This window comes from Nocardia brasiliensis NBRC 14402, from assembly GCF_000308475.2.
In the GTDB taxonomy this organism is placed as follows: Bacteria; Actinomycetota; Actinomycetes; order Mycobacteriales; family Mycobacteriaceae; genus Nocardia; species Nocardia brasiliensis.
In genome coordinates, this window is sequence record NZ_BAFT02000110.1 from 14426 (window position 1) to 40225 (window position 25800).

Genomic DNA, 25800 nt, shown 5'->3' on the forward strand with positions numbered 1-25800 from the left:
GGGAAGAGGTCGGCATCATGTTCGATTCGCGAAACATCGGCTCGGGTGGGCTCACCACCGACGCCCTCGGTGGCCTGCTCGACGTGCGATCCGCACCGGTCACGTTCGGCTACTACGAGCAGAACGAGGCCACCGCGGACGCCGGTGTCGAGTGGAACACCCGGTCCCGGACCGCCCCGATCGGGTGGTGGAATCGGCACCGGCACGCGCAGACCGGCTTCGGGCTGGCGTTGATCACGACGCTCGCTTTCGTGCCTGCCGTGCAGAACGCGATCCTCACGGTGCTGACCCATGCCGGGTAGCGGGCGGCCGTCGCGTCGAGGGACGACCTTCCTCGGCGCGACGGCCGTCGCCGTCTTCTTCCTGCTCGTCGCGGGACTGCTCGGTGCGTGCTCCGACAATGGGTCGACGGCTGCACAGCTCAAGGTGACCGATCCGGGCACCGCGGATTGCGCGGCGGGCGGCCAGGCCGTCGCGGGCTTGCGCGACACCTTCCGCGCGCTGTCCGATCAGCTCAACGGCCTCGGCCCCGCCGCGCAACGTGGTGACCTGACCGACGTGAAATCCCGTGTCGCCCAGGGCATACGCTTGTCCGACCAGGTGACCGCGACGATCCATCCAGCGGTCGAGCGCATGGGTTCACCCCTCATCGGCAGCACCTATCGCGACGTCGCCACCGCAGGCGGCGGATTGCGTTCCGCGCTGGCCGAGTTCGCCGCCGCACTCGATGCCGATCAGCAGGCCCAGCCGGCCGCCGATGCCGTGAGCACCGCCCTGACCTCGCTCAACACCGCCATGGACCGCATGCGCCGCGCCTGCCCCACCGTCTTCCCGGACCAACCGAGCCCGACCTACGGTCCCGCTGTCCGCCGTCGATAGCGAATCGCGCACCCGCGGAACGTCTTTCGTAAAGCCGGTCGCGAGCGACCGCGAGGCCCGGGAACCGGGCCGGTTTCCCTTTCCGACTCGACGCACCCCTTCTGCGTTCCCGCACCTCCTACGGCTGTCCATAGCGGGTGCGCGAACACGAAAGTGGTGCGTGAACTGCCGCGAGCCACGGGCCGCGGATCTCCGAGGCGGAGACGGGGGAACTGGGGGTGCGGGGTTTCCCGCTGCTCTGCAATGATCCACGCATGGATTTCGAGCTGGATCCACCTCGCGGTGTCGGCCCACTGCAGGTCGAGATGATCCACACGGACGCCGTCGCCGCCTTGTAGTCAACCCCGAGCGAAGCACGACCCCGTCGTACGGAATGGATCTGTGGTGAACACCCATCAGCCCCGACCGGGCCAGGCAACGCGCGACGATGATCGTTTGGTCCCCACCCCGATTCCCGCGCTGATCGCCGTGCTGCTCCGCCGGGAAGAAGACAAGGGCGCAGCGTTGACCGAGGCCGAGCTTCTCGACACCCGCGACAACGCCGCCACCGTGATGCTGCCACTGTCGATGCAGCGAGGGCTGAATCAGTCGCGCGGATACCGCGACATCGATCCGGACAATCTCTGGCAGGAATGGTGCGCCTACAAATCCGGCCAGGACCCCTTCACCCTCACCGACGATCACCTCTGACCAAGGTCATTCACGAGCCCTGATTCGTCAGCGGCAAGGTGACGTGCAGGCGTAGGTGATCTACCACTCAGCCATAGAAGGTGACCAGATCCTGCAGTGGCCATGGGTTATCAAAGCTTAAGGCGAACGCGTTGAAGTGGAGGGTCTCGTCCGCAGCGTCGAGCAGGACGTTGACCAGAGCTGCCGTCTGCGTCCCGACGGTGACCGCGCCGTAGACCTCGCGCAAATCCGGCACTCGTTGGGCCACCACATGTCCGACGACCGGCGCGTTGCCGGCCTGGGGCGTACTGGTGAAGGGGTTGTCGAAGACGAAGCTCGATGGGGTGAGTTCCCGGGGCACTCCGGCGGCCTCGAGCTCCGCACTCGCTTCTTCCAGAAACTGTGCGCCCCGCCGCAGCGGCCCGAGTTCGAAGCGGGTCGACTCGCCGTACTCGATCAGGTCCTGCCACACGCAGGCGTAGGCGTCCCCGGCAGCCGGGTTCTTGGGGCGGTCACCGAAGATGTCGTCGACGGCCTCCACCACGGACGGCGACCCGTATTCCCTGTTCTGCGCGTCCATGGCGATCGCTCGCCGGCGGCTGTCCTCCAGCACTCCGGGTCCCGGCCGCCGAACCCACAACTGCACGTTCTCGAGGCTCACGCTGTAGATGGTGAGCTGCGTACTCATGGGTTCTCCTCCACTCGGCGTTCCGGGACCCGCATTGGATCGACCGGTGCTGACCGCCCTAGCCGTCAGCACCCTATAGTCCCCAGTAGGTCGGCGCATCCCGACTATGCCACGGACACACTCGCCCATGACGTCGAATTTCTTTGCCCAAGACTTCGACATCTGCTCGATCGACTCGGTTCGGGCGGATGCGGCCACAACGTCCGGAGGGTCGGCGATGCTTTCGTGTGCGGCAAGCTGGTGCGGCGGACTCTGAACTCGCGTCGGGCCGCGCGCAATGCTGTTCCTGCCGTCCCGTGCCGCGGCTGCTCGGCCGATCCGCATAGCGTTCTTGCCCAGGATGTACGGTCCTGCCGTCCGTCGCCGATAGCGAATCACGCGCCCGCGGAACGTCTTTCGAAGAGCCGGTCGCGGGCGACGGCGAGCGCCCGGGAGACGGCGCCGGTGAGGACGCCGTCGTCGCCCAGCGTGCTGGCGACGATGCGGGGGCGTAGCGGACCGAGTTCGCTCATCCGGCGGCTGATCGCGCTGCCGAGTAGGTCGAGATTGTTGCCGATACCGCCGCTGAGCACGACGAGTTCGGGATCGAGAATGGCGGCGACCGCGGTGATGAGCGCGCCGATGCGGCGGCCCTCGGCTTCGACCACCGCGATCGCGCGGGCATCGCCGCCCGCCGCGGCACTGAAGATCTCCTTCGCGGAAGTACCCGGCAGTCCGGCCTGTTCGGCCGCACGCGCGACACCGCCTGCCGCGGCGACGGTTTCGGTCATACCGCGTTCGCGGGCGTCGAGCGGGGGAGCGTCGACCTCGGTCGCGGGCAGGAACGAGACCTCACCGGCCGCACCGGTGTTGCCGACGTAGAGTTCGCCGTTGATCACGATGCCCATGCCGACACCGGTGCCGATCGAGATGAGCACGAAATTGCGCACGCCCGCCCCGGCGCCGAAGGTCAATTCGCCGACGGCCGCGAGGTTGATGTCGTTCTCGATGCTCGACTCGACCTCGAGCGCGGCACGCAACTGCCCCACCAGCCCGGCCCGGCCCCACCCGGGCAGGTTCTGCGCGTAGTCGAGTCGCCCGGTGCTCGGATTCAGCACGCCGGGGCTGCCGATCACCGCGTAATGTACTGCGGCCCAGTCGATCCCCGCGTCGGCGGCGACCTCGTCGGCCAGGCTGCGCACCCGGCGCACCAGATCCGCGGCCGAACGGGCGGAATTGCGCACATCGCGGCGTCCGATGAAATCCCCGCGCAGGTCGGCGATGGCGAGCCGGATCCAGTTCCGGCCGATATCGACGCCGGCCACCACCCCGGCGCGTACGTTCACGTCGTACAGCGCGGTGGTCGGTCCCGGCCGGCCGCTCAGCGAGCCGACCAGCTGTACCAGCCCGGACTGTTCCAGGCCCGAAAGTGCCGCCGACACGGTAGGTTTGGACAATCCGCTGGCTTTGGCGAGCTCGCCGCGCGAGGCGGGCCCGCTGACCCGCAGGTAGTCGAGCAGCAGCCGTTCGTTCATCGTCCGGAGCAGTTGGGGATTGCCCACCCTGCTCATGACTTCGCCTCGGCGGCGCGCGGCCTCGTCACGCGCGGGCACGCCGCGACACGATTCGCTCGCTCATGAATCCTCCTGCTCGCACCACTGGACACCTCGTTGTTAGTAAACTACCTTTCTTACCAACGCTCAACCGGGCGCTCTCACTCCACTCGGCACGGTGACCTCATGCGTCGAATTCAGCTCTTCACCGCGGCGGCGGCCGCACTCGTCCTGGCGGCAGGCTGTAGCTCCGGCGACAGCGCAAAAGACGCGAAATCGGGCGGTGACACCCCGACAATCGCGCTGCTGCTGCCCGAATCCAAGACCACCCGCTACGAGGCCTTCGACCGCCCGCTGTTCGAGGCGAAGGTCAGGCAGCTCTGCGACAAGTGCAAGGTGCTCTACTTCAACGCCGACCAGGATGCGGCCAAGCAGCAGGGCCAGTTCGAGTCCGCGCTCACCCAGGGCGCCGACGTCATCGTGTTCGACGCGGTCAACGCCGATGCCGTTGCCCCGCAGGTGAATACCGCCCAGCAGAAGAAGATCCCGGTGATCGCCTACGACCGGTTGATCTCCGGCATCGCCTACGACTACTACGTGTCCTTCGACAACGTGAAGGTCGGCAAGGTGCAGGGCGACGCGCTGCTGGCCGAACTGAGCAAGCGCGGCACCACCGACAAGGGCCAGGTCGTGGTGATCAACGGCTCGCCGACCGACCCCAGCGCAGGCGACTACAAGAAGGGCGCGCACGAGGCCCTGGACGGAAAGGTGAAGGTGGGCCGCGAGTTCGACACCCCGGACTGGTCGCCGGACAAGGCGCAGCAGCAGATGGAACAGGCCATCACCGCCCTCGGCAAGGACGCGATCGTCGGGGTGTACTCGGCCAACGACGGCATGGCGGGTGGCGCGATCGCGGCGCTGAAGCGGGCCGGCTACGCCACCCTGCCTCCGCTGACCGGGCAGGACGCGGAACTGGCAGGCGTGCAACGGATCCTGACGGGCGAGCAGACCATGACCATCTACCTGGACTATCGGGCCCAGGCGGAGAAGGCGGCCGAACTCGCCGTCGCGCTCACCAAGGGCGAAAAGCCCACCGCGCCCGCGAAGACGAACAACGGTGCCACCGATATCCCGTCCTTCCTGCTCGATGCGATCGCGGTGGGCAAGGACAACATCAAGGACACCATCGTCAAGGACGGTCTCTATTCCGTCGCCGATATCTGCACGCCCGATGTCGCGGCGGCATGTCAGGCCGCGGGTATCAAATGACAGCTCCCACAGCGGTTCTCTCGGCCCGCGGCCTGACCAAACGCTACGGCGCGGTGCAGGCGCTGGCGGGCGCGGATCTCGAGGTGCGCGCCGGTGAGGTGGTGGCCCTGGTCGGCGACAACGGCGCGGGCAAATCGACACTGGTGAAGGCGATTTCGGGAGTGACCGTCGCCGATGAGGGCGAAATCGTCTTCGCCGGTGCGCCGGTGCGGATCGCGCGCCCGCAGGACGCGCAGGCGCTGGGCATCACCACGGTGTTCCAGGATCTCGCGCTGTGCGACAACCTCGATGTCGTCGCCAACCTGCATCTCGGCGCGGAGACCCGGATCTGCTCGGTGCTCGACGAGATCGAAATGGAGCGCAGCGCACGCGATCTGCTCGCCTCGCTGGACGTGCGGATCAAGGACGTGCGGGCGCCGGTCTCCGCGCTGTCCGGTGGTCAGCGCCAGTCGGTCGCCATCGCGCGGGCACTGCTCGGGCGGCCGCGCATGGTGATTCTGGACGAGCCGACCGCCGCGCTCGGCGTCGAACAGACCGCGCAGGTGCTCGCGTTGATCGGCCGGCTGCGCGAGCGCGGGCTCGCGGTGCTGCTGATTTCGCACAATCTGGTGGACGTGCGCTCGGTCAGCGACCGCGTCGTGGTGCTGCGGCTGGGCCGCAATGCTGGTGAGTTCGAGACCGCTAAGGCGACTCAAGCAGATATCGTGGCAGCGATCACGGGAGCGGCCGCATGAAAGAACGCAGTGAGCGAATCATGTCACAGCGGGTATCGCACATGACCGAGCCGAGCGACGGCGAGGTAGGTCATGAGTGAAGCTGTTATGAAAAGACCTGTGTTACAGGAAGATCGGGGGCGGGGTCTGGTCGACGCCGCGATTGACCGGCTGCGCCGCGGCGAAGTCGGATCGGTTCCGGTGGCGATCGGGCTGGTCATCATCGCCACGGTGTTCTATCGGCTCAACGCGCACTTCCTGTCCGCGGAGAATCTCACCAACCTCGCGTTGCAGATGGCGGCGACCGGGACCATCGCGCTCGGCATCGTGCTGGTGCTGCTGCTCGGCGAGATCGACCTGTCCGCGGGTTCGGTCAGCGGCCTGACCGCCGTGGTGATGACGCTGCTGTACGTGCAGCACGGCTGGAATCCGATCTTCTCGGTGCTCGCCGCGGTGGCGGTCGGCGCGGCCATCGGACTACTGCACGGCTTGATGCGGACGATGCTGAGCATGCCGTCGTTCGTGGTGACGCTGGCCGGCTTGATCGGCTGGCAGGGGCTGATGCTGTATCTGCTCGGTAAGGACGGCACGGTGAACCTGCCGTTCGATCGCGGCATCGCCACGATCAGCGATACCTGGCTCTCGCCGCTGCTCGGCTGGATTCTCGTGGTGCTGCTCGCGGGCGGGCATCTCGTGGCGAGCCTGATCACCCGGCACCAGCGAGTGCACGCCGAGCTCGATGCCTCGGCGCCGGTGTGGATCGTGCTGCGCTCCGCGGCGCTCGCGGCGCTGCTCGGCGCCACCGTGCTGGTGCTGAACTCCGATCGCGGCGTGCCGCTGACCCTGGTGATCTTCGGCGGGCTGGTCCTCGGCCTCGACTTGATCTTGCGCAGAACGGTTTTCGGCCGGCGCATGTACGCCGTCGGCGGCAATGCCGAGGCGGCGCGGCGCGCCGGTATCAACGTCACCTGGATCCGGATCTCCGCGTTCATCGGGTGCTCGGTGCTGGCCACCCTCGGCGGCATCCTGGCCGCGTCCCGGCTGGTCGCGGTCAACCAGAGTTCCGGCGGCAGCGACATCCTGCTCAACGCCATCGCGGCCGCGGTGATCGGCGGAACCAGCCTGTTCGGTGGTCGCGGGCGCGCCTATGCCGCGCTGCTCGGCATTCTCGTCATCCAGTCGATCACCAACGGCATGCTGCTGCTCAATGTGGACTCCTCGGTGCGCTTCATGGTCACCGGCGCCGTCCTCGCGGTCTCCGTCGCCATCGATTCGGTGGCCCGCCGCGGCGCCGAGGGAGCGCGCTGAAGCACGGGCGAAACTGGGTCGCCCGCCGGAGGGGCGCCTGAACGCGGAGGGGTTGTCACGCGTTCAGGCGGTTCCTCGCCCGGCCTCTGTGTTGATCTAACAACTGTGTTGATCGAACAACTGTGTCCGATCGAACAACGCGATCGGGTAACGCCGCTGAACACCCGACCGACACGCTGGGGGAGTTGTGCGTGAGTTCGAAGCCGTGCGGGTCGGGGTTTTGGGAGTGTGTTCGTGGATCGCAGATCGACCTGGGTGGTTCGAGCTCGGGCAGTAGTACTGGCGGCGTCACTGTGTCTCGGACTCGGTGTCGCGGCCGGCGCGCCCGCACAGGCGAGCGTGCCGCGCGACTGGGTGTCCACGCCCGCCGCGCCCGACGGGTCGGTGATCGCGCGGGTCGAGGAACCCGACGGACGCAACATCCGGATCTGGGTGCGCTCCACCGCGATGCAGGGCGCGACCTTCCCGGTCGATATCCAGCGACCCGCCGACGACGCGCAGCCGCGGCCGACGCTGTATCTGCTGAACGGCGCGGGCGGCGGTGTCGACGACGCCAGCTGGCAGCTGCGCACCAACGTGCTCGACTTCCTGGCGGACAAGAACGTCAACGTGGTCCAGCCGGTGGGCGGGCAGTTCAGCTATTACACCGACTGGATCAAGGACGACCCGGTACTCGGGCCGAACAAATGGAAGACCTATCTCACCGAGGAATTGCCCCCGCTGATCGACGCGGCCCTGGGCGCCAACGGGGTGAACGCGATCGCGGGTCTGTCCATGGCGGGCACCTCGGTGCTCGCGCTGGCCGAGGCGAACCCGGAGCTGTATCGCAGCGTCGCCTCCTACAGCGGGTGCGCGCAGACCAGCGACCCGATCGGTCAGGCCTTCGTGCAGATGACGGTGGAACGCGGGCACGGCACGATCGACAATATGTGGGGCCCGCCCGGCGACCCGCTGTGGGCGGCCAACGATCCGCTGGTGCACGCGGACAAGCTGCGCGGCGTCAACCTGTTCGTCTCCAGCGGTAGCGGGCTGCCCGGTCCGCACGACACCCTCGACGGACCGTTCCAGATCAAGCCCGGCGTCCAGCAGTGGGCCGATCAGCTGGTGGTCGGCGGCGCGATCGAGGCCGGTATCCGGATGTGCTCGCAGAATCTGCAGAACCGGTTGAACGAGCTGGGCATCCCCGCGACCTTCGATTTCACCCTCACCGGCACCCATTCGTGGGGCTATTGGCAGGACGCCTTCATCGCGTCCTGGCCGGTGCTCGCTCGCGGCCTCTACAGCTGATGAAGCCCGACCGCGGCGTGTGACCCAGGTCATCCCAGGTAGCACGCCGCGGTCGGCATAGGGTCGGCTAAGGTGGGTACGACCGATGCAGATATGCGCATACATCGCGGTGAGGCGGGCGGCTGATGGGACACGAACACGAGCACGGACACGGCCATGGGAGTGGCGGACACACGCATTCCCACGGGGTGTCCGGTGATGCCGATCGCCGCTGGCTGACGGTCGCGCTGGCGTTGATCGGCGGCTTCATGATGATCGAGGTCGTCGTGGGCTTGCTGGCGAACTCGCTGGCCCTGCTCTCCGACGCGGCGCACATGCTCACCGACGCGGCCTCGATCGTACTGGCGCTGACCGCGATTCGGCTGGCCGCCAGGCCGGCTCGCGGCAAATACACCTACGGCTTCAAGCGCGCCGAGATCCTGTCCGCGCAGGCCAATGGCATCACGCTGCTGGTGCTGGCGGGCTGGCTGACCTACGAGGCGATCCGGCGCCTGCTCGAGCCGCCGGAGGTGACCGGTGGGCTGGTCGTGATCACCGCGCTGTTCGGCATCGCCGTCAATATCGCCGCGGCCTGGGCGATCAGCAAGGCGAACCGATCCAGCCTGAATGTCGAAGGCGCGTTCCAGCACGTGCTCAACGATCTGTACGGGTTCATCGCGACCGCGGTGGCCGGTGTCGTCGTGCTGCTCACCGGCTTCGCCCGCGCCGACGCGATCGCCACCCTGGTCGTCGTCGCCCTCATGGTCAAGGCGGGCCTGGGCCTGGTCCGGGAGTCCGGCCGCATCTTCCTCGAGGCCGCGCCCGCCGGTCTGGACCCCGACGCACTCGGCCGCAGGCTCGTCGAGATGCCCGGCATCGACGAGGTGCACGATCTGCACGTCTGGCAGATCACCTCGGGCAACGTGGCGCTGTCCGCGCATGTCCTGGTCCAGCCCGGCGCGGACTGCCATGGCCTGCGCCAGCAGATCGAGCGCCTACTCGACCACGACTACGAGATCACGCACACCACCCTGCAGGTCGACCACTCCCAATTGGTCTCCGCCGCAGCGACCTCCGACACCGGACGGCTGCTCCCGGTGCTGGCAGAGCACTGCGACGACGCGCACGGCCCGGTGCACCGCGAAACCCACCCGCGGCACTAGGTTCTGTCTCGAAGTCCCATCCGCGCCTGCCTAGTGCGGTGTACCTGCCGCAGGAGTTACAGCGATAGTGCTGAGCACGTCGTGTGCCGTACCCGGCTGTAGGTGCACGTCAAGTGCATGAGACGGGTTCCAGCGTGGTCATCTGGCTGTGGTGGCGTCTCGAGCGGCTTGGGAAAGAGAGGGCGGTTGGGGAGCGGACCGGTTGGTCTGGACCAAGCGACAGATAGGTGGGGGGTCACAGGGGTTTCCTACGGTTCACAGGGGTTGTAGCTGCTGTGAAGGGTATGGAAGGTCTGTGACCCCCCGACTCGCCCAGCAAAACACGCCGAGCCACAACGTCACCCACCCGAAACCGCTGACACCTCGTCAAGGAACTCTCGAAACAGCACCACAGCCAGACGGCCACGCCGAAACCCCACCTTCACGGATCTGACCTGCGCCTAAAGCCGGGAACCCCACCCGACGTGCTCAGCACTATCCCGGTAACTCCCGCGGCAGGCACACCAATCCGGGCAAGTCACACTTCGGCAGCCAGCCGACAACCCCGAACGCAAGCAAACCAAGCGACAGTTAGCCCCGTGTCGACATGCGAAAGCCACACAGCTGCTAATGGCCCCGCCTCACCACTTCGAGACAGAACCTAGGTGTCCAAGCGCCGGAACGGTTGTTCGGCTTCGACGAGATAGGCGAGTTCGAGCAGGGTGCGTTCGGTGCCCATGGTGCCCGCGAACTGCACACCGATGGGCAGCCCGGCGGCGGTGTAGCCGCCGGGCACGGTGATCGCGGGTGTGCCGGTGATGTTGTTGATCGGGGTGAAGGCCACATAGGTACGCAGGCGCTCGATCAGCACTTCGAAAGGCACTGTCGGACTGAGGAAACCGAGCTCGGGAGTTTCGTGCCCGAGGGTGGGGAGCAGCGCCGCGTCGTAGGGATCGAAGGCGCGCCGATAGGTTGCGGCCGCCGCGCGTAGCCGATACAACGTCAGCGGTGTGCGCCACGCGTCGCGAAGATAGAGGCGGCGCAGGCCGATCGTCAGATCGTCGAGCTTGCCCGTGTCGAAGCGACGGTCGGCGAGTTTGCCGGTCGAGGCGATCACCGCGGCGAGCAGGCCCCAATAGTGCACGAACGCGTTCTCCAGCGCGGCATCGAACGGCAGCGCGACCGGCTCCACCCGATGCCCGTGCGATTCCAGTGTGGCAGCGACGTTTTCGACGGCGTCGCGAATCGGGCCCGGCGGCACCGGTCCGCCGATGCCTTCGAGGATGAGCGCGATGCGCAGCGGCTTCGAACCCGGCCCCTCGACCCGGCCGATCGGCGGCAGTGCCGGATTGTGCCAATATTCTTCCGCCGCAGCGGTATACGCCGCGGTGTCGCGCACGGTTCTGGTCAGCACGCCCTCGCTGACGATCCGGACCGGCAGCTTCCGCGACATCGGGGCGTCGATATGCCGTCCCCGGCTGGGTTTCAGCCCGACCAGACCGGCGCACGCCGCCGGAATGCGGATCGATCCGCCGCCGTCGTTGCCGTGTGCGATCGGCACCACCCCGGCGGCGACCAGGGCGGCCGTGCCGCCGGACGAGCCACCCACCGAATAGCCGGTGTGCCAAGGGTTTCGGGTCGGCGGCGCGAACGGCGGCTCGGTGGTCGCGTTGAAGCCGAACTCCGGCAGTGCGCTCTTGCCGAGCACCGTCATTCCGGCGCTGCGGAATTGGCTGGTGTAGTCGCCGTCCTTGCGAGCGGTCCGCGCGCGGAAGGCCGCGCTGCCGTGGTTGGTCGGCATTCCCGCGACATCGATGTTGTCCTTGATGAACGTGGGGACGCCGTAGAGGCGGCCGCCCGGCTCGGGCGGGGCCAGCGGCTGCGCATACGTCGCATAGGCGACCGCCGCGAGTTCTTCGACCTGCTCCGCCCGTCGCACCGCCGCCTCGGCCAGTTCGCCGGGGCTGCGTTCGCCGCGCCGCACCAGCTCGGCCAGTGCGACCGCGTCGTGCGTACCGAGCGCGTCGTCGGTGAAGGAATGTAAACGGGTGGGCGGAGCGTCAGCGGTCACATTTCGAACTTAGCGGCCGATCGGGCCGCCGGAGGCGGTTGTTCGTGGCACAACGACCGGCGCTTACGGTGGAACGGCAGGTCACTCTGAGCTATCTCGAAAGGAAGTAGATGGTTTCGCCGGTCTCCGACCCGTTGCCGCCGCAGGTGCGGATCGGTTCGCTGCTGTTCGCGCTGCCGCCGGCGGGACGGCGATGGAGTCCGGCGTTGCGCTCGGCGCTGGCGTTCCTGCTGCCCGCCGCGGTGGTGGTCGCGCTGGGGCATCCGGGGTACGCGCTGTTCGTGTTGTTTGGCGCGCTCGCCGTCATGTACGGAGAGCGCCGGGCCTATCTGCTGCGGGCCGGCGTGGTGCTCACCGCGGGACTGGCCCTACTGATGTCGTGTGCCGTCGGCGCGCTGCTCGGCGAGGTGCTCTCCGGTGGGCTCGGTGCCGCGCTGCTCACGGTGGCGTTGCTGACAGCGGTCGCGACGGTCGCCGTCTACGTGATCGACGCGATGCGGCTCGGTCCGCCGGGCGCGCTGCTGTTCGTGATCGTGTGCGGTGGCTCGATGATGGCCACCGAGGCGGGGATCTCGGCCGCGGTGTTGCTGGCTTGCACGGCGTTCGGTGTGGCGGTGTCGGTTCTCGTCTCGATGGCGGGGGTGCTGCGCGATCGGCGCAAGCCCGAGCGGGTCGCCGTCGAAGCCGCCGATCACGCCGTCGACGCCTACTTGGCGGCGCGCGCGACCGGTCGACCCGCCATCGACCTGCGCCATCAGGCGGGTGGCGCGATCGCGGAGGCGTGGGCCGCGGTCTACGACGCGCGGCTGCCGACCAGGATGCCGGATTCCGAGCTGCTGAGCACCCTGGTCGCGGCCCGGAACCGGCTGGCCGGACCGGCCTACGACGACACCGACGATGTGGTCGTCGATCCGCTCATCTCGTTCGTCCGGCCCGGTGTCGGGTTCCGGCTGCGGCGCTCGCTGTCGTTCGACTCCCACGCGATGATCAGCGCGTACCGGGTCGGCCTCGCCTGCCTGGTCGCCGGCGGTCTGAGCGCGTTGCTCGGCCAGGACCGGCCGCACTGGGCGGTGTTCACGGCCGTGATGGTGTTGCAGATCGGCCCCGACCGGGTCCGCGGCAAGGTCCGCGGCATTCACCGTTTCGCCGGAACCGTCGTCGGGCTGGCGCTTTTCGCGGGCATTCACCAACTCGCGCCGACCGGTTACGCGCTCGCCGCGCTGGTGGCCGTGCTGATCTTCCTCATGGAGTTGTACGTCCCGCGCAACTACGCGATCGCGGCCGTCTTCATCACGCCGATCGCGCTGCTCGCCGTCGGCGCGTCGCCGCAGGTGGCGGTCGGGCCGCTGATCCGGGATCGGTTCGTGGAGACCGTGCTCGGCGTGGCGGTCGCGATGCTCGCCCCGCATGTCGTCACGCCGCGCGCGCACCGGCGCACCTTCCGCTGGATCGAGTTGCGGGTTCGTGCCGCCGCGCATGCGCTGGTCGAATTGCTTCGTGCCGAACCGGCCGGCGCCGAAGCCGTGGTGCTGGTTCAGCAGTTGCAGTTCGAGCTGGTCGGAGTGGCCCGGACCGGCCTGGACTCGGCCACCGAGGAACCGAAATGGACCGCCGCGCACTGGCCGGTGCACGCGGCCATCGCCCATCTCGGTTACGACCTGCTCGCCGCCTGCTGGGCGTTGCCGCCCGGCGCGCTGCTGGACGATCCGGATTCCTGGGACGCCGCGTTCGACGCGGTGCTGCCGCATGCGCCACGCGCGCAGGGGTAGCGAAAAACCTTAGGCCTGCTAGCGTTCGGGCATGCAGGACAGCGTGACGGTGCGGATGGCCGCACCCGCCGAAACCATCTGGGAACTGGTCAGTGATATCACCAACACCGGACGGTTCAGTCCGGAGACCTTCGCCGCCGAGTGGCTCGGCGGCGCCACCGGCCCGGCGGTCGGGGTGAAATTCCGCGGACACGTCAACCGCAACGGCTGGGGTCTGAAGTACTGGACCGTGTGCCGGATCATCGCCAGCGAACCCGGCCGCGAATTCGCGTTCACCGTGCTCGGGCCCGGCGGCATGGCGATCAACACCTGGACCTATCGCTTCGAACCGGTCGCGGGTGGCACCGACGTCACCGAGTCGTTCCAGTTGCACGCCAGCCCGCCGATCCGGCTGTACTGGCTGCTGGCCGGGCGGGCCAGGCGCAAGACGAACGTCGAGGGGATGCGCGAGACGCTGGAGCGCATCAAAGCCGTGGTCGAGTAGGTCAGTTCACGCAGGGGATCGTATTGCCGATCGTCGTGGTGACCGGTTTGCCTGCGTCCGGTGCGGGCTCGGCCGGTGTGGTCGTCGTAGTGGTCGGTGCGGTCGAGGTCGACGTGCTCGCGGTCAGCTCGGTGGGCATGGTGAAGTCGCCGCCGAGAACTACCAGGACGTGTCCCGGCGCGACGCTCGTCGACGCGGTGGGGGTGAGACCGCCGAGGGTTTCGCCCAACTGGTTCGCGTCCGCTTCGGCGCCCGCACCGTAGGTGATCGACGTCGAGACCGCGCCGCTCGCCGTACTCCGATTGCCGAGGGCGCCCTCCCGGTAACCGCGCGCGGTCAGCGCGGCGGACAGGGTGGCGGCCGCGCCGGACACCGTGCCCGCGTTCTGGATATCGACCGTGCTCGTCGGCGGTTGTGCCGCGGTGGCGGGCGGCTGCACCCCGAACGCGGTGCGGACCTCTTTCTTGATCGCCGCCGGATCGATGATGTTGACGTCCTGGCCGTTGATCGTCTCGTAGCGCAGCACGGGCAGGGTCCGGAATTCGATCGCGATCGACCCGGCGGCGCCCAGATCGCTCGCGAAGTCGATCAGATTCCAGCCGTCCGAGAGCACCACGTCGCGGTGGGCCACGTCCATCAGCGCGGACAGCTTGCTCAGATTGGTCAGCGTCCCGGATTCCTTGAGCGACTTGGCCACCGAGGTGAGGAACGCCTGCTGCCGGTGCGTCCGGTCCAGGTCGCCGTTCTCCAGTTCGTGCCGTTGCCGCACGAACGCCAGCGCCTCGGAACCGTTCAGATGCTGCGGTCCCGCCGGGAACTTGGCGCCGGAGTAGTAGCTGTCGTCGACCGCCTTGTTCAGGCACACGTCGACGCCGCCGAGCGCGGTGGCCAAGTCGTAGAACCCGGCGAGCGAAATCTCGGCGAACCGGTCGATCGGGACACCCACCAGGTTGCGCACCGTGGACACGATCGACGCGCGACCGGCCTCGCGACCTTTCCGCTCCAAGGTGACCGGGTCCTTCTCGCCGGCCGCGACGAGCTTGTCCTGCGCGGCGGCCTTTTTCAGGCCGTACGCCTCCTTGATCTTGGCGCGCTCGTAGCCGGGGATGCCGGTGACCGGCACGTAGTCGTCACGCGGGATGGAGAACGCGACGATCTTCTTCATGTCCGCCGGAATATGCATCAGGATCAGCGAATTCGCGTTGTAACCGCCGTCGTCGCCGTCGCCCGCGTGCAATTGATCGAGGATCTCTTTCGGTAAGTCCTTGCCGTTCAGGTCTTTCCGGGTGTCCAAGCCGATCAGCAGAATGTTCAGGTCGCCGCCGAGCGAGTGCGGCGCGTCCTCGCCGATCGCGTCGGTGCGGGTGAACCCGTGATCGAATTCGAGCTTCGCCGACCAGGCGAAACCGGTGCCGGAGACCACCGCCAGGGCGGTGAGGGCCACCACCGCGCGGACGGCGTTCTTCGCCACCTTGGTCGCGCGACGCGATGACTGCTCGCGCGGGGCGGAGGCGCGCCGGGTGGCCACCCGGCGCGGTTTGGCCGCCCTGCGATGCCGCGCCCGGCCACTGGTCTCGTCGCCGACCTTGGCGAACTCGACGGTGTCGTCGTCCAGCATCGCGGCAGGTTCCGTGCCCGGCTTCCTCTTCGGCACTCGCTCCACCGGATCATCCTCGTCGTCAGTTCTACGCGCTTTCCCATCGAGAGTACGGATGTTGCGCTGGCTACGCCGGGGCAACCATCGGCAGGGGGCCTGACCACCTCTTTCGGCGCAACCGCTGCAAGTCGCCGTCCGACCTGTTCCAACGCGAACGTTCCAACCTGACCATTCCAGTATGGAAAGGTCGTAAGTGGTTGGGGATCAATGGTTTTCGTCGACGGCCTGTACTAGGGTGATGGCACCTCCCCTCGAGGGACGATGCGGCAGTTGGTCCAGGCCGCATCGTGCCGAGGAAGGAGGTGGTGGGTATGGCGAAACATCGCCGGAAAAAGCGAGAGGCTCCGGTCGATTACGGCATCCTCTTAACCGGAGCTGCTGTAATCGCCGGAGCACTCGTCTTGGTCCGCTGGCTGAGTAACCCACCAGGCGGGGCGTCGACTAGCCCTCGGCGTCCCGCCACCCAGCATCACTAGGTGACGACCACAACTCTACACGCCCCTGCGCGTATTGTTGCGGCGAAATCGGCACACAGCCTGCGTCAACCGGGGGTTTCGCCGGGATCGCCGGGGCGGCCGTAGGCTCGGGTCCATGTCTGCTCCCGTTCTTCTCGTGCTCGGCGCCGGCCCCGGTGTCGGATTGGCTGTCGCCCGACTCTTCGCCCGTGACGGATACGCGGTAGTGCTGGCCTGCCGGTTGGCCGAAGAGGCGGAGCCGCTCGTTGCCGAATTGCGCGGGGAAGGGTTCGACGCGGACGGGGTGGGTGTAGACCTGTCCGACTCCGCCGATGTGACCCGGGTGGTCGCCGGGGTGGGGGAGCGGCACGGCCGGATCGACGTGCTGCACTTCAACCCGAGCATGTTCCGCCAGTCCGATCCGCTCCAGTTGACCGTGCCGGAGTTGATCGAGGACTTCACCATCGGCGCCGCCGCGCTGCTGCCCGCCGTCCAGGCCGCCCTGCCGTTGTTCGCGGCAGGCGCCCGCGTGCTGGTCACCGGCAGCGCCGCGGCGGACAAGCCGTGGAATCAGGCCGCCTCACTCGGCGTGCAGAAGGCGGCCGTCCGCAACCTGGTCACCAGCCTGGACACCACCTTGGCCCCCAAGGGTTTCCGCGCCGTCGCAGTCCAGATCAACGGCGTCCTCGGCGAGGGCGCCTTCACCCGAGACCGCGTCGCCGCCGCCCTGCACGCTGCCGCCACCCGCCCCCTCACCGACTGGACCCCGCACACCTCCTACAACGGCTGACCCCGCGCGCACCTTCTAGCACCCCGCGCACGAATTCGTCGGCAAATCAGTGCGCGGCAAGACAATCCGTGCGCGGCAGGACAATTTGCCCGCCGTGCGCGGGCTGCCGTCTGGCGGGTGATCAGTGTGCGGTGCGCGGGCTGTCGTGGATCCGGTGATTTGTGCGCAACGCGAGAATCTACACGCGGCAGGGCAATCCGTGCGTGGCGAGATGATTCGCGCGCTGCGCGAGGGCTGCCGCGTTGCCGGATGATCCGTGGGTAACGCAAGAATCTATGCACAGCAGTGCGAATTCGTGCGCGGGAGGCTGAATCGCGCGGCGGGTCGCCCGGTGCGTGGCATTCGGTGGGTTTCGTTCGGTGCCGGCTCCGCGGCCCTAGCAGGGCAGGATTTCGGGAACCGCTATCGGTAGGTGGGCGGGGCCGCGGAGGTTTACGTGTTCGCGGTAGGGCGGGGGGTCGATGAGGAGGCGGGGGTGCGGCAGGCGTTGGGCGAAGCGGGTGAGGGCTATTCGGGCTTCCAGGCGGGCCAGGGGAGCGCCGAGGCAGAAGTGGGCGCCGAGGCCGAAGGTGAGGTGGCGGCTTTCGCGGGTGGGGTCGAAGCGGTCGGGGTCGGGATAGACGGCGGGGTCGCGTTGGGCGGCGGCGATCAGCATGACCAACAGGTCGCCGCGTGCGATGTCCATGCCGCCGACGGTGAACGCATCGGCGGCGATCCGCGGCATCAACTGCACGGGCGGGTCGAACCGCAGCGTCTCCTCGACGATCCCTTGCGCCCGTGCGGGATTCGCTCGCAGGGCAGCCAGCTCGTCCGGGCGGCGTAGCAGGGCCAGTGTCGCGTTCGAGATGAGGTTGACGGTGGTCTCGTGTCCGGCGATGAGCAGCAGCGCACAGGTGGAGATCAGTTCCTGATGCGAGAGCATGTCGCCCTCGTCTTCGGCCGCGATGAGCTGTGAGAGCAGATCGGGCCCCGGTGTGGCGCGGCGGCGTTCGGCGAGTTCCTCGAAGTAGTTGCTGAGTTCGGTGCCGGCACGTGCCATTTCCGCCGGGTCGGCCTGGAATTCGGCGGCGCGCCGGGAGGTCGGGTCGAGTGTGCGGGCCAGTAGCCCGGACCAATGGCTGAGTTGCGCTTCGTCTTCGAGTGGCACGCCGAGCAATTCACAGATGACAGTGACCGGCAGTGGGTACGCGAAGTCGGCGACACCATCGAAGGCCCCTGCCGCAGAACGCTTGTCGAGCAGATCATCGACGATTTCGGTGATCCGCGGCTCCAGCTGCTGCACCACCCGCGGCGTGAACGCCTTCGACACCAGCCGTCGCAGCCGGGTGTGGTCGGGCGGATCGAGGAACAGGAACGACGGCTTCACTTGTTCCGCAGGGGTTTTCGACGAGGTGTACAGCGGCATCGGGCCCATGGGCAACGTCGCGAGCGAGCGGTCCACGCTCACCCGTTGGTCGCGCAGTACCGCCGTGCAGTCGGCATGGCTGGAGAACACGACGACCGGCGCGGTGCCGATCCGGAACGGCCCGGCCGCGCGTATCCGTGCGAACAGGGGATAGGGGTCCGGCCTGAGCGCGGGATCGAGCAGGCGCACGTAGTCGGCGGTCGGTTCTCGGGCTGTAGTCATGAGGCTCCCACCTGACGCGCCGCGTCGTTGCGGGTCGGCATCTGATCGCCCGGCGGCGACCGGTTGTTAGTATTATTGCGATACTGATGGTAGGAATGCAATACCATCACCGCATGCGAGGATGTGCCCCATGACCATCCGACGTCCGCCTGACGATTCGGTGACCCGCGTCGTCGAGTTGCTCGGCGATCGGTGGACGATCCTGCTCATCGCCGAGGCGTTCTTCGGTGTGCGGCGGTTCAGCGATTTCGCCCGCAATATCGGCATCACCAATCGCAATCTGCTCACCAGCCGGTTGCGCATGTTGATCGACGCGGAGATCTTCGCCCGCACCGACGAGGGCGGCGGCCGGGTCGATTACCACCTCACCGCCGCCGGTCGTGAGCTCTACCCGATCATCATCGCCATGATGGCCTGGGGCGATCGTCACCTCACCGATCCGCAGGGCCCGCCGCTCGTGCTCGAGCACCGCACCTGCGGGCACACGATCACCCCGGTCATGGTGTGTGATCACTGCCGGACCGAGCTGGACCCGCGCGAGGTCGAGGCGCGGCCGGGCCCGGGCTTCCATTCCTCGCCCATCACAGAGGCGACCGGCTGAGCGTCAGCCGAGCGCGCGGGCCGCGGCGGTGATGGCCGCGGCCGCACGGTCCACGTCGTCGGTGCTGGTGCGCCAGTTGCTGAACGCTGCACGCAGTGCGGGCAGTCCTTCATAAACCGTTGGGGTGACGAAGGTTTCGCCGCTCTCCGCGATAGATTCGGCGAGCGCGGCGATCCGCTCCGGTGTCGGCCGGTCGGCGAGGGTGAAGCAGACGACGTTGAGCCGCACCGGTGCGACGAGCCGCAGCAACCCGGCGGCCGTGAGCAGCTCGCCGAGGTGATTCGCGCAGGTTATGTTGCGCCGCACGATGTCTCGGTGACCGTCGCGACCATAAGCGGTCAGCGAGAACCACGCGGGCAAGGCGCGCAGCCGACGGGAGTTCTCCGGCACCAGGTGCCCGAAATCCGGTGTGCCGGTGGGCGCGGTCAGGTACGCGGCGGAATTCAGGAAGACCCGCAGTTGGAGCTCGCGGTGCTTGCTGAACTGGACCGCGGCGTCGTAGGGCACGTTGAGCCATTTGTGCAGATCGACGCACACCGAATCAGCCTCGGCCAGTCCGTCGACCAGCTCGGCGTGCTCGGGGTCCAGTGCCGCGAACGCGCCGAACGCGCCGTCGACGTGCAACCAGAACGGATACCGTTGGCGCAGTGCGGCAATCGCGCGCAGATCGTCGAAATCGACGGTGTTCACCGTGCCCGCGTTCGCCACCACGATGGCCGGATGGCCGTCGAGCGCGTCGAGCGCCTCGGCGAGCCTGCGCACGTCGACGGCTTCGCGACCGGGCCGGGTCGGTACGTATTTCAGGCTGTCCCGGCCGATTCCGAGCATGGACAGCGATTTGCTGATGCTGGAGTGCGGTGTACCCGAGAGCACGGATACCGGGCCGAGCACCCCGACGCCGGCCTGCGCCACCGAGACGCCGAGCCGGTCGCCGAGCCACTCTCGCGCCATGGCCAGGCCGACGAAGTTCGACATGGTCGCGCCGCTGACGAAAGCGCCGGTGTGCCCGGCCAATCCGAACAGCTGCCCGATCCAGTCGACCGTTCGACGCTCGAGTTCGGCCGCCGAGGAGTCCTCCCCCGACATGGCGTTCTGGTCCAGGGTGCCGGTGAGCCAGTCACCCGCGACCGCGGCGGGCGTGGCGCCGCCGGTCACGAAGCCGAAATACCGGGGGCCGGCGCTGGCCGAGAACTGCGGCTCCCAGCGTTCCCGGAACTCCGCGAGCGCAGCCCGCAAGCCGCGGCCCTGCTCGGGAAGCGGTTCCGGGCCAACTTCTTTCGCCGACCGCGCGACCGGTCGCGTGCCGAGGCCGGTCAGCAGCTCGGTCGCCGATGCACGCACCGCGTCCAGCAGCGCGGGCAGTTCGGCGAGGTCGCCGGCAAGGTTCTGATCCACAGCTCGACGCTACGAGCCGCGCCCCGGCGTGTCCGGAGCCAGTCGAAAGGTGCTGGCCTTGCTTCGGAAAGTGACCTTGCTCCGACAGTCACTCAGCGCAGCGCGCTGCCCTGCTGCCACTGGTCCCAGGGCACGCCCCAGTCGCCGTTCTGCCAGACCTCGAGCGGCGCGCCACCGGTGTTGCGGACCTCGACCACGTCGCCGGGCACCGCGAAATCGTAGAACCAGCGCGCATTGTCCGGGCTGAGATTCAGGCAGCCGTGCGAAGTGTTGGTGTTGCCTTGTGCCCACATGGTGGAGGCCAGTTCGTGCAGGTAGATGCCGTCGGTGCTGATCCGGGTGGCCCAGTTGATGGTTTCCTTGTAGCCGAGCCGGGAGTTGACCGGCAGACCGAAGGTGGAGGAGTCCATGATCACCGGGTTGGCTTTGCTCATCACGGTGTAGGTGCCGGGCTGGGTCCAGAAGGTGATGGTCTTGCCGCCGACGTTCTCGCTCCCGCCCATGCCCATCGAGGTGGGCATGGTGCGGATCAGCTTGCCGTCCTCGAAGACCTGCACCTGTTTGGTGTTGTCGTCGGCGATCGACACGTGCGACGCGCCGACGGTGAACGAGGCCTTGCTGTCTTCCTGGCCGTAGAGTCCGCCGCCCAGGTCGACCGCGTAGATGTTGGCGGCGACGTTCACCTTCGTGCCCGGCGTGTAGTAGTCCTTGGGCCGCCAGTGCAGGTGCCGGTTGTCGAGCCAGTACCAGGAACCTTCGACCGGCGGGTTGGTGGTGACCGACAGCCTTTTCTCGGCCAGTGCGCGGTCGGGGACGTCCTCGTCGAAATGCGCGGCGATGACGGCGCCGACTCCGAAGGTGCCGCCGTCGAGCAGGCCGCCGCCGGTGGTCTCGAAGTAGACCTTGGTCTGATTGTTCGGCGTCAGCGTGGCGAACGTCGAGGTCAGCGGTCCGCTGCGGCCGGTGATGGTGAGGCCCTCGGCGGTGATCGTGTAGGTGTGGCCGTAACCCAGGGCGTCGGCGGGCTTCCACGCGGTCTTGTCGGGCGTGAAGATGCCCTCGATCTGCTTGCCCGCCTCGTTGGTCATGGTCACCGAGGTCAGCACGCCGTCACCCGCGCTCACCTGAACGGGGGTGGTGGGGTCGACACCCTTCGCGCCGGGAGCGGGTGTGATGGCGATCGCGGCGGGCGCGGGGTCCTTCGATGCCGGTGCCTTCGAATCCGACCCTGAACAACCGGCAACCACCAGCGCCACAACCAGGACGGCGATCCCGGCGGCGCTGGATCGGAAGCGGCGACTCGACATGATTTCTCCTGTGCTCGCCGTGCGCTTCCCGCTGCGCACCCTCGACTTTCGATCCCGCCCCGCGAGTTTACCGGCCCGCGAGGGGTGCCCTGGTCGAGGCGGAGCTCAGTTGTCGGGGCCGATCCGGAATTGGGTCGCCAAGCCGCGTGCGACTTCGTCACCGAGGAACGGCTGCAGGAGGAGGAACAGAATCATGGACATCGGCACAGCCCCGATCGTGTAATGCGGTACTACCAGGCCGCGGCGCCACAGGCGCTGTCTCGGCGGCGCAGCGTGACCTTGCACACTGTCCATTTCAGGCTAAGGGTGCCGTTGACACTGGGCAACCTGTGGGCGCGAATCTGGTCGACTGTCGAATTACGCGGCGTGTCACCGCGACACGCTCGCGGGATCGCCGAATGCCTTGCGGTAGTTGCGCGGTGCGGTGCCCACCAGCTGGGTGAAGTGATATCGCAGCGACGCCACCGAACCGAAGCCGGCTTGCTCGGCGACGCGGTCGATCGGCAGATCGGTGGTTTCCAGCAAACGTTGAGCACGGCGGATGCGGGCGTTCAGAATCCAGTGCAACGCGGTGGTGCCGAGCTGGGTTTCGAAGCGGCGCTGCACCGTTCGGACGCTCAGACCTGCATGTTCGGCGATATCGGCGAGGGTGAGCTGCTCGGTGATGTGCTCTTCGATCCAGTCGAGCAGGGGTTGCAAGGCGGTGGCGTCCTGCGGCGGGTCGGGCCGGGTGATGAATTGTGCTTGGCCGCCGTCGCGTTGCAGCGGCAGCACCATCTGCCGTGCGGTGTCGCCCGCGATCGCCGAGCCGTAGTCGCGGCGCACCAGGTGCAGGCACAGATCCAGGCCCGCGCCGGAGCCGGCCGAGGTGAGGATCTGTCCGTTGTCGATGAACAGCACCGAGGGGTCGACCTCGACCCGCGGATACCGGGCGGCGAACAGGTCGGCCAGCCGCCAGTGGGTGGTGGCGCGCAGTCCGTCGAGCAGGCCGGAATCGGCGAGCAGAAAGGCTCCGGTGCAGATGGAGGCGATGACGGCGCCGCGCGCCGCCGCGGCACGCAGGACTTCGCTCATCCGCGGATCGGGCGACAGCATGCTTTCGGCACCGGGCACGATCACCACATCCGCCTGCTCCGCGGTCTCGAGCGGCCAGCGCGTGCCTAGTGCGAACAGTTGCTGTCCGGCCGCAAGTGCCGTGGTCGCGTCGCCGCACATGCGCACTTCATAGGCCGGGCGATAGTCGGGCAGCAAGGAGGACGCGAACACCTGACCGCCCAGGACGAGATCGAAGGCGTTCACACCGGCCGGTACGAGGATGGCGACCATCCGCATGTCGCGATCTTAGCGAAAGCTGACATTGACACCACTTGTTTGCTGTTGGTTTGCTGTAATTATTGAGCGATCAACCGGCGGGACAGGAAGGGCTTGTGATGACCGACATGACAACCGCTCCGCAGGACCGGAGGCGCGCGGCTGTCCGATGCGACCGCTCCGTCGCGAGCCTGCTCGACGCGGCCGACGAGTGCGCGGTGGTCGAGCGCTTCTACGAACTCATCTTCCTGCAGGACCACGAGCAGGCGATGGAACTGGTCACCGCCGACGTGCGATTCCACGCGCCGTGGCAACTGCCCGGGCTGCCCGACATGGTGGTGAGCCGTGACGAACTGCGGGACAGCCTCGACTCCTGGGGTGCCGAACTCTGGCACGCGGGCAGCCTCGCCCGCATCACCGTCCGTCCGTTCGCCGCGCCGCACCTGTGGTTCGCGACCATCGAGGGCGAATTGACCGCGCGCGAGAGCGAACGCCGGTATCACGCGGTTTTCCTCAGTGAGGTCCGTTTCCGGGACGGCCGGATCGCCGGGGTGCAGCAGTATCACAACGCGCTGCACGAGGTCATCGCGCTGGGCGCGGACGTGCCGGGGATCAATGTTCCCGGCTACGGTGTCGGCTCGTACCGGGCCGATGGGACGGATCAGCACGACGCCGCCTGAGCTGCCCGCTACGGTGTTGCCTTAGTCCGGGCCGAACACGGTCCACGGTCCGAGGAGGCGTTGTGTCGATGATCACGGTTACCCGCGAGGTCGCCGCTACCCCCGACCGGGTCTGGGCGGTGATCACCGATCTGGAGCGCACCGCCGAGGTGATTCGCGGAATCACCCGCTTGGAACGCCTCGACAACGGAGCCGGATTCACCGTCGGCACCAAGTGGCGGGAAACCCGGGTCATGTTCGGTAAAGAAGCCACCGAGACCCTGACGGTCACCGCACTGGCACCCGGCCAGACCTACACCACCGAAGCCGATTCGCACGGCACCCACTACCGCTCCATCTTCACGCTCACAGCAAAAGGCCAGAACACCCTGCTGGCCATGGGTTTCGAAGGCAAGCCGCACGGCAAGGTCACGCGCACAGCAGCTTTCATCGGTAGGCTCTTCGAAGGTCCCACCCGCCGCATGCTGCAGCGTGATCTCGACGATATCGCCAAGGCCGCGGAATCCGCTGCCGACTGAGGGAATGCGATGTCGCACACAGGTTTTGCCGGTCGCAGATATGTGATCACCGGGTCCGCTTCCGGTATCGGTGCGGCGACCGCCGCCCTGCTGCGGGAGCGCGACGCCATCGTCATCGGCTGCGATCTGGACAACGCCGAGATCCAGGCCGACTTGTCCACCCCCGCCGGTAGGCAATCGCTGATCGAGCAGGTGCGCGGGCCGATCGACGCCGTGCTGGCTATCGCCGGCGGCGGCAGAACCGGTCTGCTGGAAACGAATTACTTCGGGGCGGTGGCGACCTTGGCCGGGTTGCGACCGTTACTCGCCCAGAGTCCGGCGCCCCGCGCGGTGGCGGTGTCGTCGACCGCCTCGCTGGCCCCGGCCGATGAACGCATCGTGCAGGCCTGCCTCGACGGCGACGAGGCCGCCGCGGTCGCCCGTCTCGCCGCTGATCCCGCCGCCGGTGGTGTGACCGGCGGTTACGGGATCGCGAAGCGCGCACTGAACCGCTGGGTGCGCAGAGTTGCCCCGACGCAGGAGTGGGCCGGTTCCGGTATCGCCCTCAACGTCGTCGCACCGGGCGTCGTCGATACGCCCGCCGCCGCCTATATCCTTACCGACGCCGAGATCCGCGCCGCCGTCGAAACCGCTGCGCCGCAACCGTTCGGCGGCTTTCCCGGCCGGCCCGAATGGGTCGCCGACCTCATCTGCTGGCTGGCCGGCGCCGACAACCGATTCGTCACCGGCCAGATCGTCTTCGCCGACGGCGGTTCCGAGGTATCAGCCCTCGGCGATCACCACTGGCGTTGAGCCACCGGTCAATTCGCCGGCGGGCGCAGGTCGAGTAGCTGTTCGAAGAAGCCCCCGATGTTGTTGGCCTGATCGATGAGGTGGATTTCGAGAATCCAGTGGCAGTGGCGGTCTTTGGGATCGAGGCGGCGCATCGGCAGGGTGGAGCCCGGGGCCACGTACGAGGTGACCTGGGTACCGGAAATCTGTTTGTGCGGGAATTCGCCGACCAGGTGGCCCGCGATCTCGGCGGTGAAGGCCCAGCCCTGGGTGGCGGCCTGGTCTACGACGAATTGGTAGAGCTGGTCGCCGGTGATATCGGGGTGCGCTTCGAAGTAGGCGCGGCCCTGCTCCCACAACGGTTCGAGCGCGTCGCGCAGGGCCAGTTTCGCCGGGTCGTCACCGAGTACGTAGGTGCGGCCGAAGTCGGCTTCCCATTCCTCGAAGATGGGGCCGAAGTCGAGGAAGCAGATGTCGTCGGCTTCGATGACCCGGTTCGGCGGTTTGGCGCTGTAGGGCTCGAGTGTGTTCACCCCGGAACGCACGATGCGCTTGTGCCAGAACCGCCGTGTCCCGAACATCTCGTTCGCGAGGTCGCGGACCGCGTCGCTGACTTCCGACTCGGTCGCGCCCGCCGCGATGATGCCCCGCGCCACCACTTCATCGAACAAAGCCACCGCATTGGCCTCGGCCGCCAGCAGGGCTGAAACCCGCGCCGCCTCGTCCACACCCACCGTCTCCATAATTCGACCCTAACCCGTCGCGCACCGTCCGGTCTGTACGCAGCGGGCACGCACACGAAACGTGCTTCACCTGCCACGGCCACGCACAAAATATGCTTCGGCGCACCATCCGCGCAGCCGAGGAGCGTCGCGGCGCCGGAATCGGGTATGCGGCG

The 25800-nt window shown here is 67.8% G+C and carries 24 protein-coding genes; 15 read left to right on the forward strand and 9 right to left on the reverse strand.

Going from position 1 to position 25800, the window contains the following annotated elements; genetic code table 11:
- The first annotated feature begins 17 nt into the window (after positions 1 to 17).
- The 3 genes from TY25_RS36310 to TY25_RS43520 all read left to right on the forward strand — a co-directional run bounded on the left by TY25_RS36310 (position 18) and on the right by TY25_RS43520 (position 1569).
- Positions 18 to 302 (forward strand): hypothetical protein, encoded by a 285-nt coding sequence (locus TY25_RS36310; RefSeq protein ID WP_042264180.1) that lies wholly within the window; start codon positions 18 to 20, stop codon positions 300 to 302.
- Positions 292 to 879: a hypothetical protein gene (locus TY25_RS36315; protein ID WP_042264181.1), complete on the forward strand. Its 588-nt coding sequence runs from the start codon at positions 292 to 294 to the stop codon at positions 877 to 879. Before TY25_RS36310 ends, TY25_RS36315 begins: the two co-directional genes overlap by 11 nt.
- Before the next feature lie 381 nt (positions 880 to 1260).
- Positions 1261 to 1569 carry a hypothetical protein gene (locus TY25_RS43520; protein WP_174484646.1) on the forward strand — a complete coding sequence of 103 codons (309 nt, stop codon included), beginning with the start codon at positions 1261 to 1263 and terminating at the stop codon, positions 1567 to 1569.
- Positions 1570 to 1636: 67 nt separating this feature from the next.
- Here the strand turns inward: TY25_RS43520 and TY25_RS36325 are convergent, their stop codons facing one another.
- Together TY25_RS36325 and TY25_RS36330 are read right to left on the reverse strand one after the other, a co-directional pair.
- A complete protein-coding gene (locus TY25_RS36325) occupies positions 1637 to 2236 on the reverse strand; it encodes a DUF7691 family protein (protein WP_042264185.1) in 600 nt (199 codons plus the stop codon).
- A gap of 374 nt (positions 2237 to 2610) precedes the next feature.
- The gene (locus TY25_RS36330) at positions 2611 to 3786 is read right to left on the reverse strand and encodes an ROK family transcriptional regulator (protein ID WP_042264783.1); all 1176 of its coding nucleotides are present in this window, start codon (positions 3784 to 3786) and stop codon (positions 2611 to 2613) included.
- A gap of 168 nt (positions 3787 to 3954) precedes the next feature.
- On the opposite strand from TY25_RS36330, the gene TY25_RS36335 reads away from it, so the two are divergent.
- The 5 genes from TY25_RS36335 (at position 3955) to TY25_RS36355 (ending at position 9487) form a co-directional block, all read left to right on the forward strand.
- Positions 3955 to 5037, forward strand: coding sequence for a sugar ABC transporter substrate-binding protein (locus tag TY25_RS36335; RefSeq protein WP_014982218.1), 1083 nt, complete (start codon positions 3955 to 3957; stop codon positions 5035 to 5037).
- Complete coding sequence (locus tag TY25_RS36340; protein ID WP_029901590.1) at positions 5034 to 5771, forward strand: ATP-binding cassette domain-containing protein; 738 nt, start codon at positions 5034 to 5036, stop codon at positions 5769 to 5771. The genes TY25_RS36335 and TY25_RS36340 overlap by 4 nt, the downstream gene beginning before the upstream one ends.
- Before the next feature lie 72 nt (positions 5772 to 5843).
- Positions 5844 to 7058 carry a sugar ABC transporter permease gene (locus TY25_RS36345; RefSeq protein ID WP_042264188.1) on the forward strand — a complete coding sequence of 405 codons (1215 nt, stop codon included), beginning with the start codon at positions 5844 to 5846 and terminating at the stop codon, positions 7056 to 7058.
- A gap of 234 nt (positions 7059 to 7292) precedes the next feature.
- Positions 7293 to 8345, forward strand: a complete 1053-nt coding sequence (locus TY25_RS36350) for an alpha/beta hydrolase (RefSeq protein ID WP_370466283.1) — start codon at positions 7293 to 7295, stop codon at positions 8343 to 8345.
- Between the two features lie 122 nt (positions 8346 to 8467).
- A complete protein-coding gene (locus TY25_RS36355; protein WP_370466287.1) occupies positions 8468 to 9487 on the forward strand; it encodes a cation diffusion facilitator family transporter in 1020 nt (339 codons plus the stop codon).
- Between the two features lie 640 nt (positions 9488 to 10127).
- On the opposite strand, the gene TY25_RS36360 is transcribed toward TY25_RS36355, so the two are convergent.
- Positions 10128 to 11537 carry an amidase gene (locus TY25_RS36360; RefSeq protein ID WP_042264192.1) on the reverse strand — a complete coding sequence of 470 codons (1410 nt, stop codon included), beginning with the start codon at positions 11535 to 11537 and terminating at the stop codon, positions 10128 to 10130.
- A 110-nt stretch (positions 11538 to 11647) separates the two neighbouring features.
- Here TY25_RS36360 and TY25_RS36365 point away from each other — a divergent pair, with 110 nt between their 5' ends.
- Positions 11648 to 13306, forward strand: a complete 1659-nt coding sequence (locus TY25_RS36365) for an FUSC family protein (RefSeq protein ID WP_042264194.1) — start codon at positions 11648 to 11650, stop codon at positions 13304 to 13306.
- Between the two features lie 31 nt (positions 13307 to 13337).
- The gene (locus tag TY25_RS36370) at positions 13338 to 13790 is read left to right on the forward strand and encodes an SRPBCC family protein (RefSeq protein WP_014982225.1); all 453 of its coding nucleotides are present in this window, start codon (positions 13338 to 13340) and stop codon (positions 13788 to 13790) included.
- A 1-nt stretch (position 13791) separates the two neighbouring features.
- On the opposite strand, the gene TY25_RS36375 is transcribed toward TY25_RS36370, so the two are convergent.
- Positions 13792 to 15318, reverse strand: coding sequence for an LCP family protein (locus TY25_RS36375; RefSeq protein WP_042264787.1), 1527 nt, complete (start codon positions 15316 to 15318; stop codon positions 13792 to 13794).
- A gap of 720 nt (positions 15319 to 16038) precedes the next feature.
- On the opposite strand from TY25_RS36375, the gene TY25_RS36380 reads away from it, so the two are divergent.
- A complete protein-coding gene (locus TY25_RS36380) occupies positions 16039 to 16692 on the forward strand; it encodes an SDR family NAD(P)-dependent oxidoreductase (protein ID WP_042264196.1) in 654 nt (217 codons plus the stop codon).
- A gap of 376 nt (positions 16693 to 17068) precedes the next feature.
- Here the strand turns inward: TY25_RS36380 and TY25_RS36385 are convergent, their stop codons facing one another.
- Positions 17069 to 18319: a cytochrome P450 gene (locus TY25_RS36385; RefSeq protein ID WP_042264198.1), complete on the reverse strand. Its 1251-nt coding sequence runs from the start codon at positions 18317 to 18319 to the stop codon at positions 17069 to 17071.
- 130 nt (positions 18320 to 18449) lie between these two features.
- Here TY25_RS36385 and TY25_RS36390 point away from each other — a divergent pair, with 130 nt between their 5' ends.
- A complete protein-coding gene (locus TY25_RS36390) occupies positions 18450 to 18920 on the forward strand; it encodes a winged helix-turn-helix transcriptional regulator (protein ID WP_042264200.1) in 471 nt (156 codons plus the stop codon).
- A 3-nt stretch (positions 18921 to 18923) separates the two neighbouring features.
- Here the strand turns inward: TY25_RS36390 and TY25_RS36395 are convergent, their stop codons facing one another.
- From TY25_RS36395 to TY25_RS36405, 3 genes are all read right to left on the reverse strand, one after another.
- Positions 18924 to 20315 carry a pyridoxal phosphate-dependent decarboxylase family protein gene (locus TY25_RS36395; protein WP_042264204.1) on the reverse strand — a complete coding sequence of 464 codons (1392 nt, stop codon included), beginning with the start codon at positions 20313 to 20315 and terminating at the stop codon, positions 18924 to 18926.
- A gap of 92 nt (positions 20316 to 20407) precedes the next feature.
- Positions 20408 to 21622 carry a L,D-transpeptidase gene (locus TY25_RS36400; protein ID WP_042264788.1) on the reverse strand — a complete coding sequence of 405 codons (1215 nt, stop codon included), beginning with the start codon at positions 21620 to 21622 and terminating at the stop codon, positions 20408 to 20410.
- A 369-nt stretch (positions 21623 to 21991) separates the two neighbouring features.
- Entirely contained in the window at positions 21992 to 22954 is a 963-nt protein-coding gene (locus TY25_RS36405) for a GlxA family transcriptional regulator (RefSeq protein ID WP_042264205.1), read from the reverse strand.
- A 98-nt stretch (positions 22955 to 23052) separates the two neighbouring features.
- On the opposite strand from TY25_RS36405, the gene TY25_RS36410 reads away from it, so the two are divergent.
- The 3 genes from TY25_RS36410 to TY25_RS36420 all read left to right on the forward strand — a co-directional run bounded on the left by TY25_RS36410 (position 23053) and on the right by TY25_RS36420 (position 24923).
- Entirely contained in the window at positions 23053 to 23613 is a 561-nt protein-coding gene (locus tag TY25_RS36410; protein WP_042264207.1) for a nuclear transport factor 2 family protein, read from the forward strand.
- A gap of 68 nt (positions 23614 to 23681) precedes the next feature.
- Entirely contained in the window at positions 23682 to 24131 is a 450-nt protein-coding gene (locus TY25_RS36415; protein WP_042264790.1) for an SRPBCC family protein, read from the forward strand.
- Positions 24132 to 24140: 9 nt separating this feature from the next.
- A complete protein-coding gene (locus tag TY25_RS36420) occupies positions 24141 to 24923 on the forward strand; it encodes an SDR family oxidoreductase (RefSeq protein ID WP_042264209.1) in 783 nt (260 codons plus the stop codon).
- 8 nt (positions 24924 to 24931) lie between these two features.
- Here the strand turns inward: TY25_RS36420 and TY25_RS36425 are convergent, their stop codons facing one another.
- Positions 24932 to 25645, reverse strand: a complete 714-nt coding sequence (locus tag TY25_RS36425; RefSeq protein ID WP_042264211.1) for a M24 family metallopeptidase — start codon at positions 25643 to 25645, stop codon at positions 24932 to 24934.
- Positions 25646 to 25800: the final 155 nt, after the last annotated feature.

What these genes read in the sequence shown, in the direction of transcription:
- TY25_RS36425 (WP_042264211.1), bottom strand. Translation starts at nt 25,645, where the DNA reads ATGGAGACGGTGGGTGTGGACGAGGCGGCGCGGGTTTCAGCCCTGCTG.
- TY25_RS36330 (WP_042264783.1), bottom strand. Translation starts at nt 3,786, where the DNA reads ATGAGCAGGGTGGGCAATCCCCAACTGCTCCGGACGATGAACGAACGG.
- TY25_RS36345 (WP_042264188.1), top strand. Translation starts at nt 5,844, where the DNA reads ATGAGTGAAGCTGTTATGAAAAGACCTGTGTTACAGGAAGATCGGGGG.
- TY25_RS36390 (WP_042264200.1), top strand. Translation starts at nt 18,450, where the DNA reads ATGACCATCCGACGTCCGCCTGACGATTCGGTGACCCGCGTCGTCGAG.
- TY25_RS36365 (WP_042264194.1), top strand. Translation starts at nt 11,648, where the DNA reads ATGGTTTCGCCGGTCTCCGACCCGTTGCCGCCGCAGGTGCGGATCGGT.
- TY25_RS36315 (WP_042264181.1), top strand. Translation starts at nt 292, where the DNA reads ATGCCGGGTAGCGGGCGGCCGTCGCGTCGAGGGACGACCTTCCTCGGC.
- TY25_RS36310 (WP_042264180.1), top strand. Translation starts at nt 18, where the DNA reads ATGTTCGATTCGCGAAACATCGGCTCGGGTGGGCTCACCACCGACGCC.
- TY25_RS36385 (WP_042264198.1), bottom strand. Translation starts at nt 18,319, where the DNA reads ATGACTACAGCCCGAGAACCGACCGCCGACTACGTGCGCCTGCTCGAT.
- TY25_RS36410 (WP_042264207.1), top strand. Translation starts at nt 23,053, where the DNA reads ATGACCGACATGACAACCGCTCCGCAGGACCGGAGGCGCGCGGCTGTC.
- TY25_RS36415 (WP_042264790.1), top strand. Translation starts at nt 23,682, where the DNA reads ATGATCACGGTTACCCGCGAGGTCGCCGCTACCCCCGACCGGGTCTGG.
- TY25_RS36405 (WP_042264205.1), bottom strand. Translation starts at nt 22,954, where the DNA reads ATGCGGATGGTCGCCATCCTCGTACCGGCCGGTGTGAACGCCTTCGAT.
- TY25_RS36325 (WP_042264185.1), bottom strand. Translation starts at nt 2,236, where the DNA reads ATGAGTACGCAGCTCACCATCTACAGCGTGAGCCTCGAGAACGTGCAG.
- TY25_RS36370 (WP_014982225.1), top strand. Translation starts at nt 13,338, where the DNA reads ATGCAGGACAGCGTGACGGTGCGGATGGCCGCACCCGCCGAAACCATC.
- TY25_RS36380 (WP_042264196.1), top strand. Translation starts at nt 16,039, where the DNA reads ATGTCTGCTCCCGTTCTTCTCGTGCTCGGCGCCGGCCCCGGTGTCGGA.
- TY25_RS36420 (WP_042264209.1), top strand. Translation starts at nt 24,141, where the DNA reads ATGTCGCACACAGGTTTTGCCGGTCGCAGATATGTGATCACCGGGTCC.
- TY25_RS36335 (WP_014982218.1), top strand. Translation starts at nt 3,955, where the DNA reads ATGCGTCGAATTCAGCTCTTCACCGCGGCGGCGGCCGCACTCGTCCTG.
- TY25_RS36340 (WP_029901590.1), top strand. Translation starts at nt 5,034, where the DNA reads ATGACAGCTCCCACAGCGGTTCTCTCGGCCCGCGGCCTGACCAAACGC.
- TY25_RS36400 (WP_042264788.1), bottom strand. Translation starts at nt 21,622, where the DNA reads ATGTCGAGTCGCCGCTTCCGATCCAGCGCCGCCGGGATCGCCGTCCTG.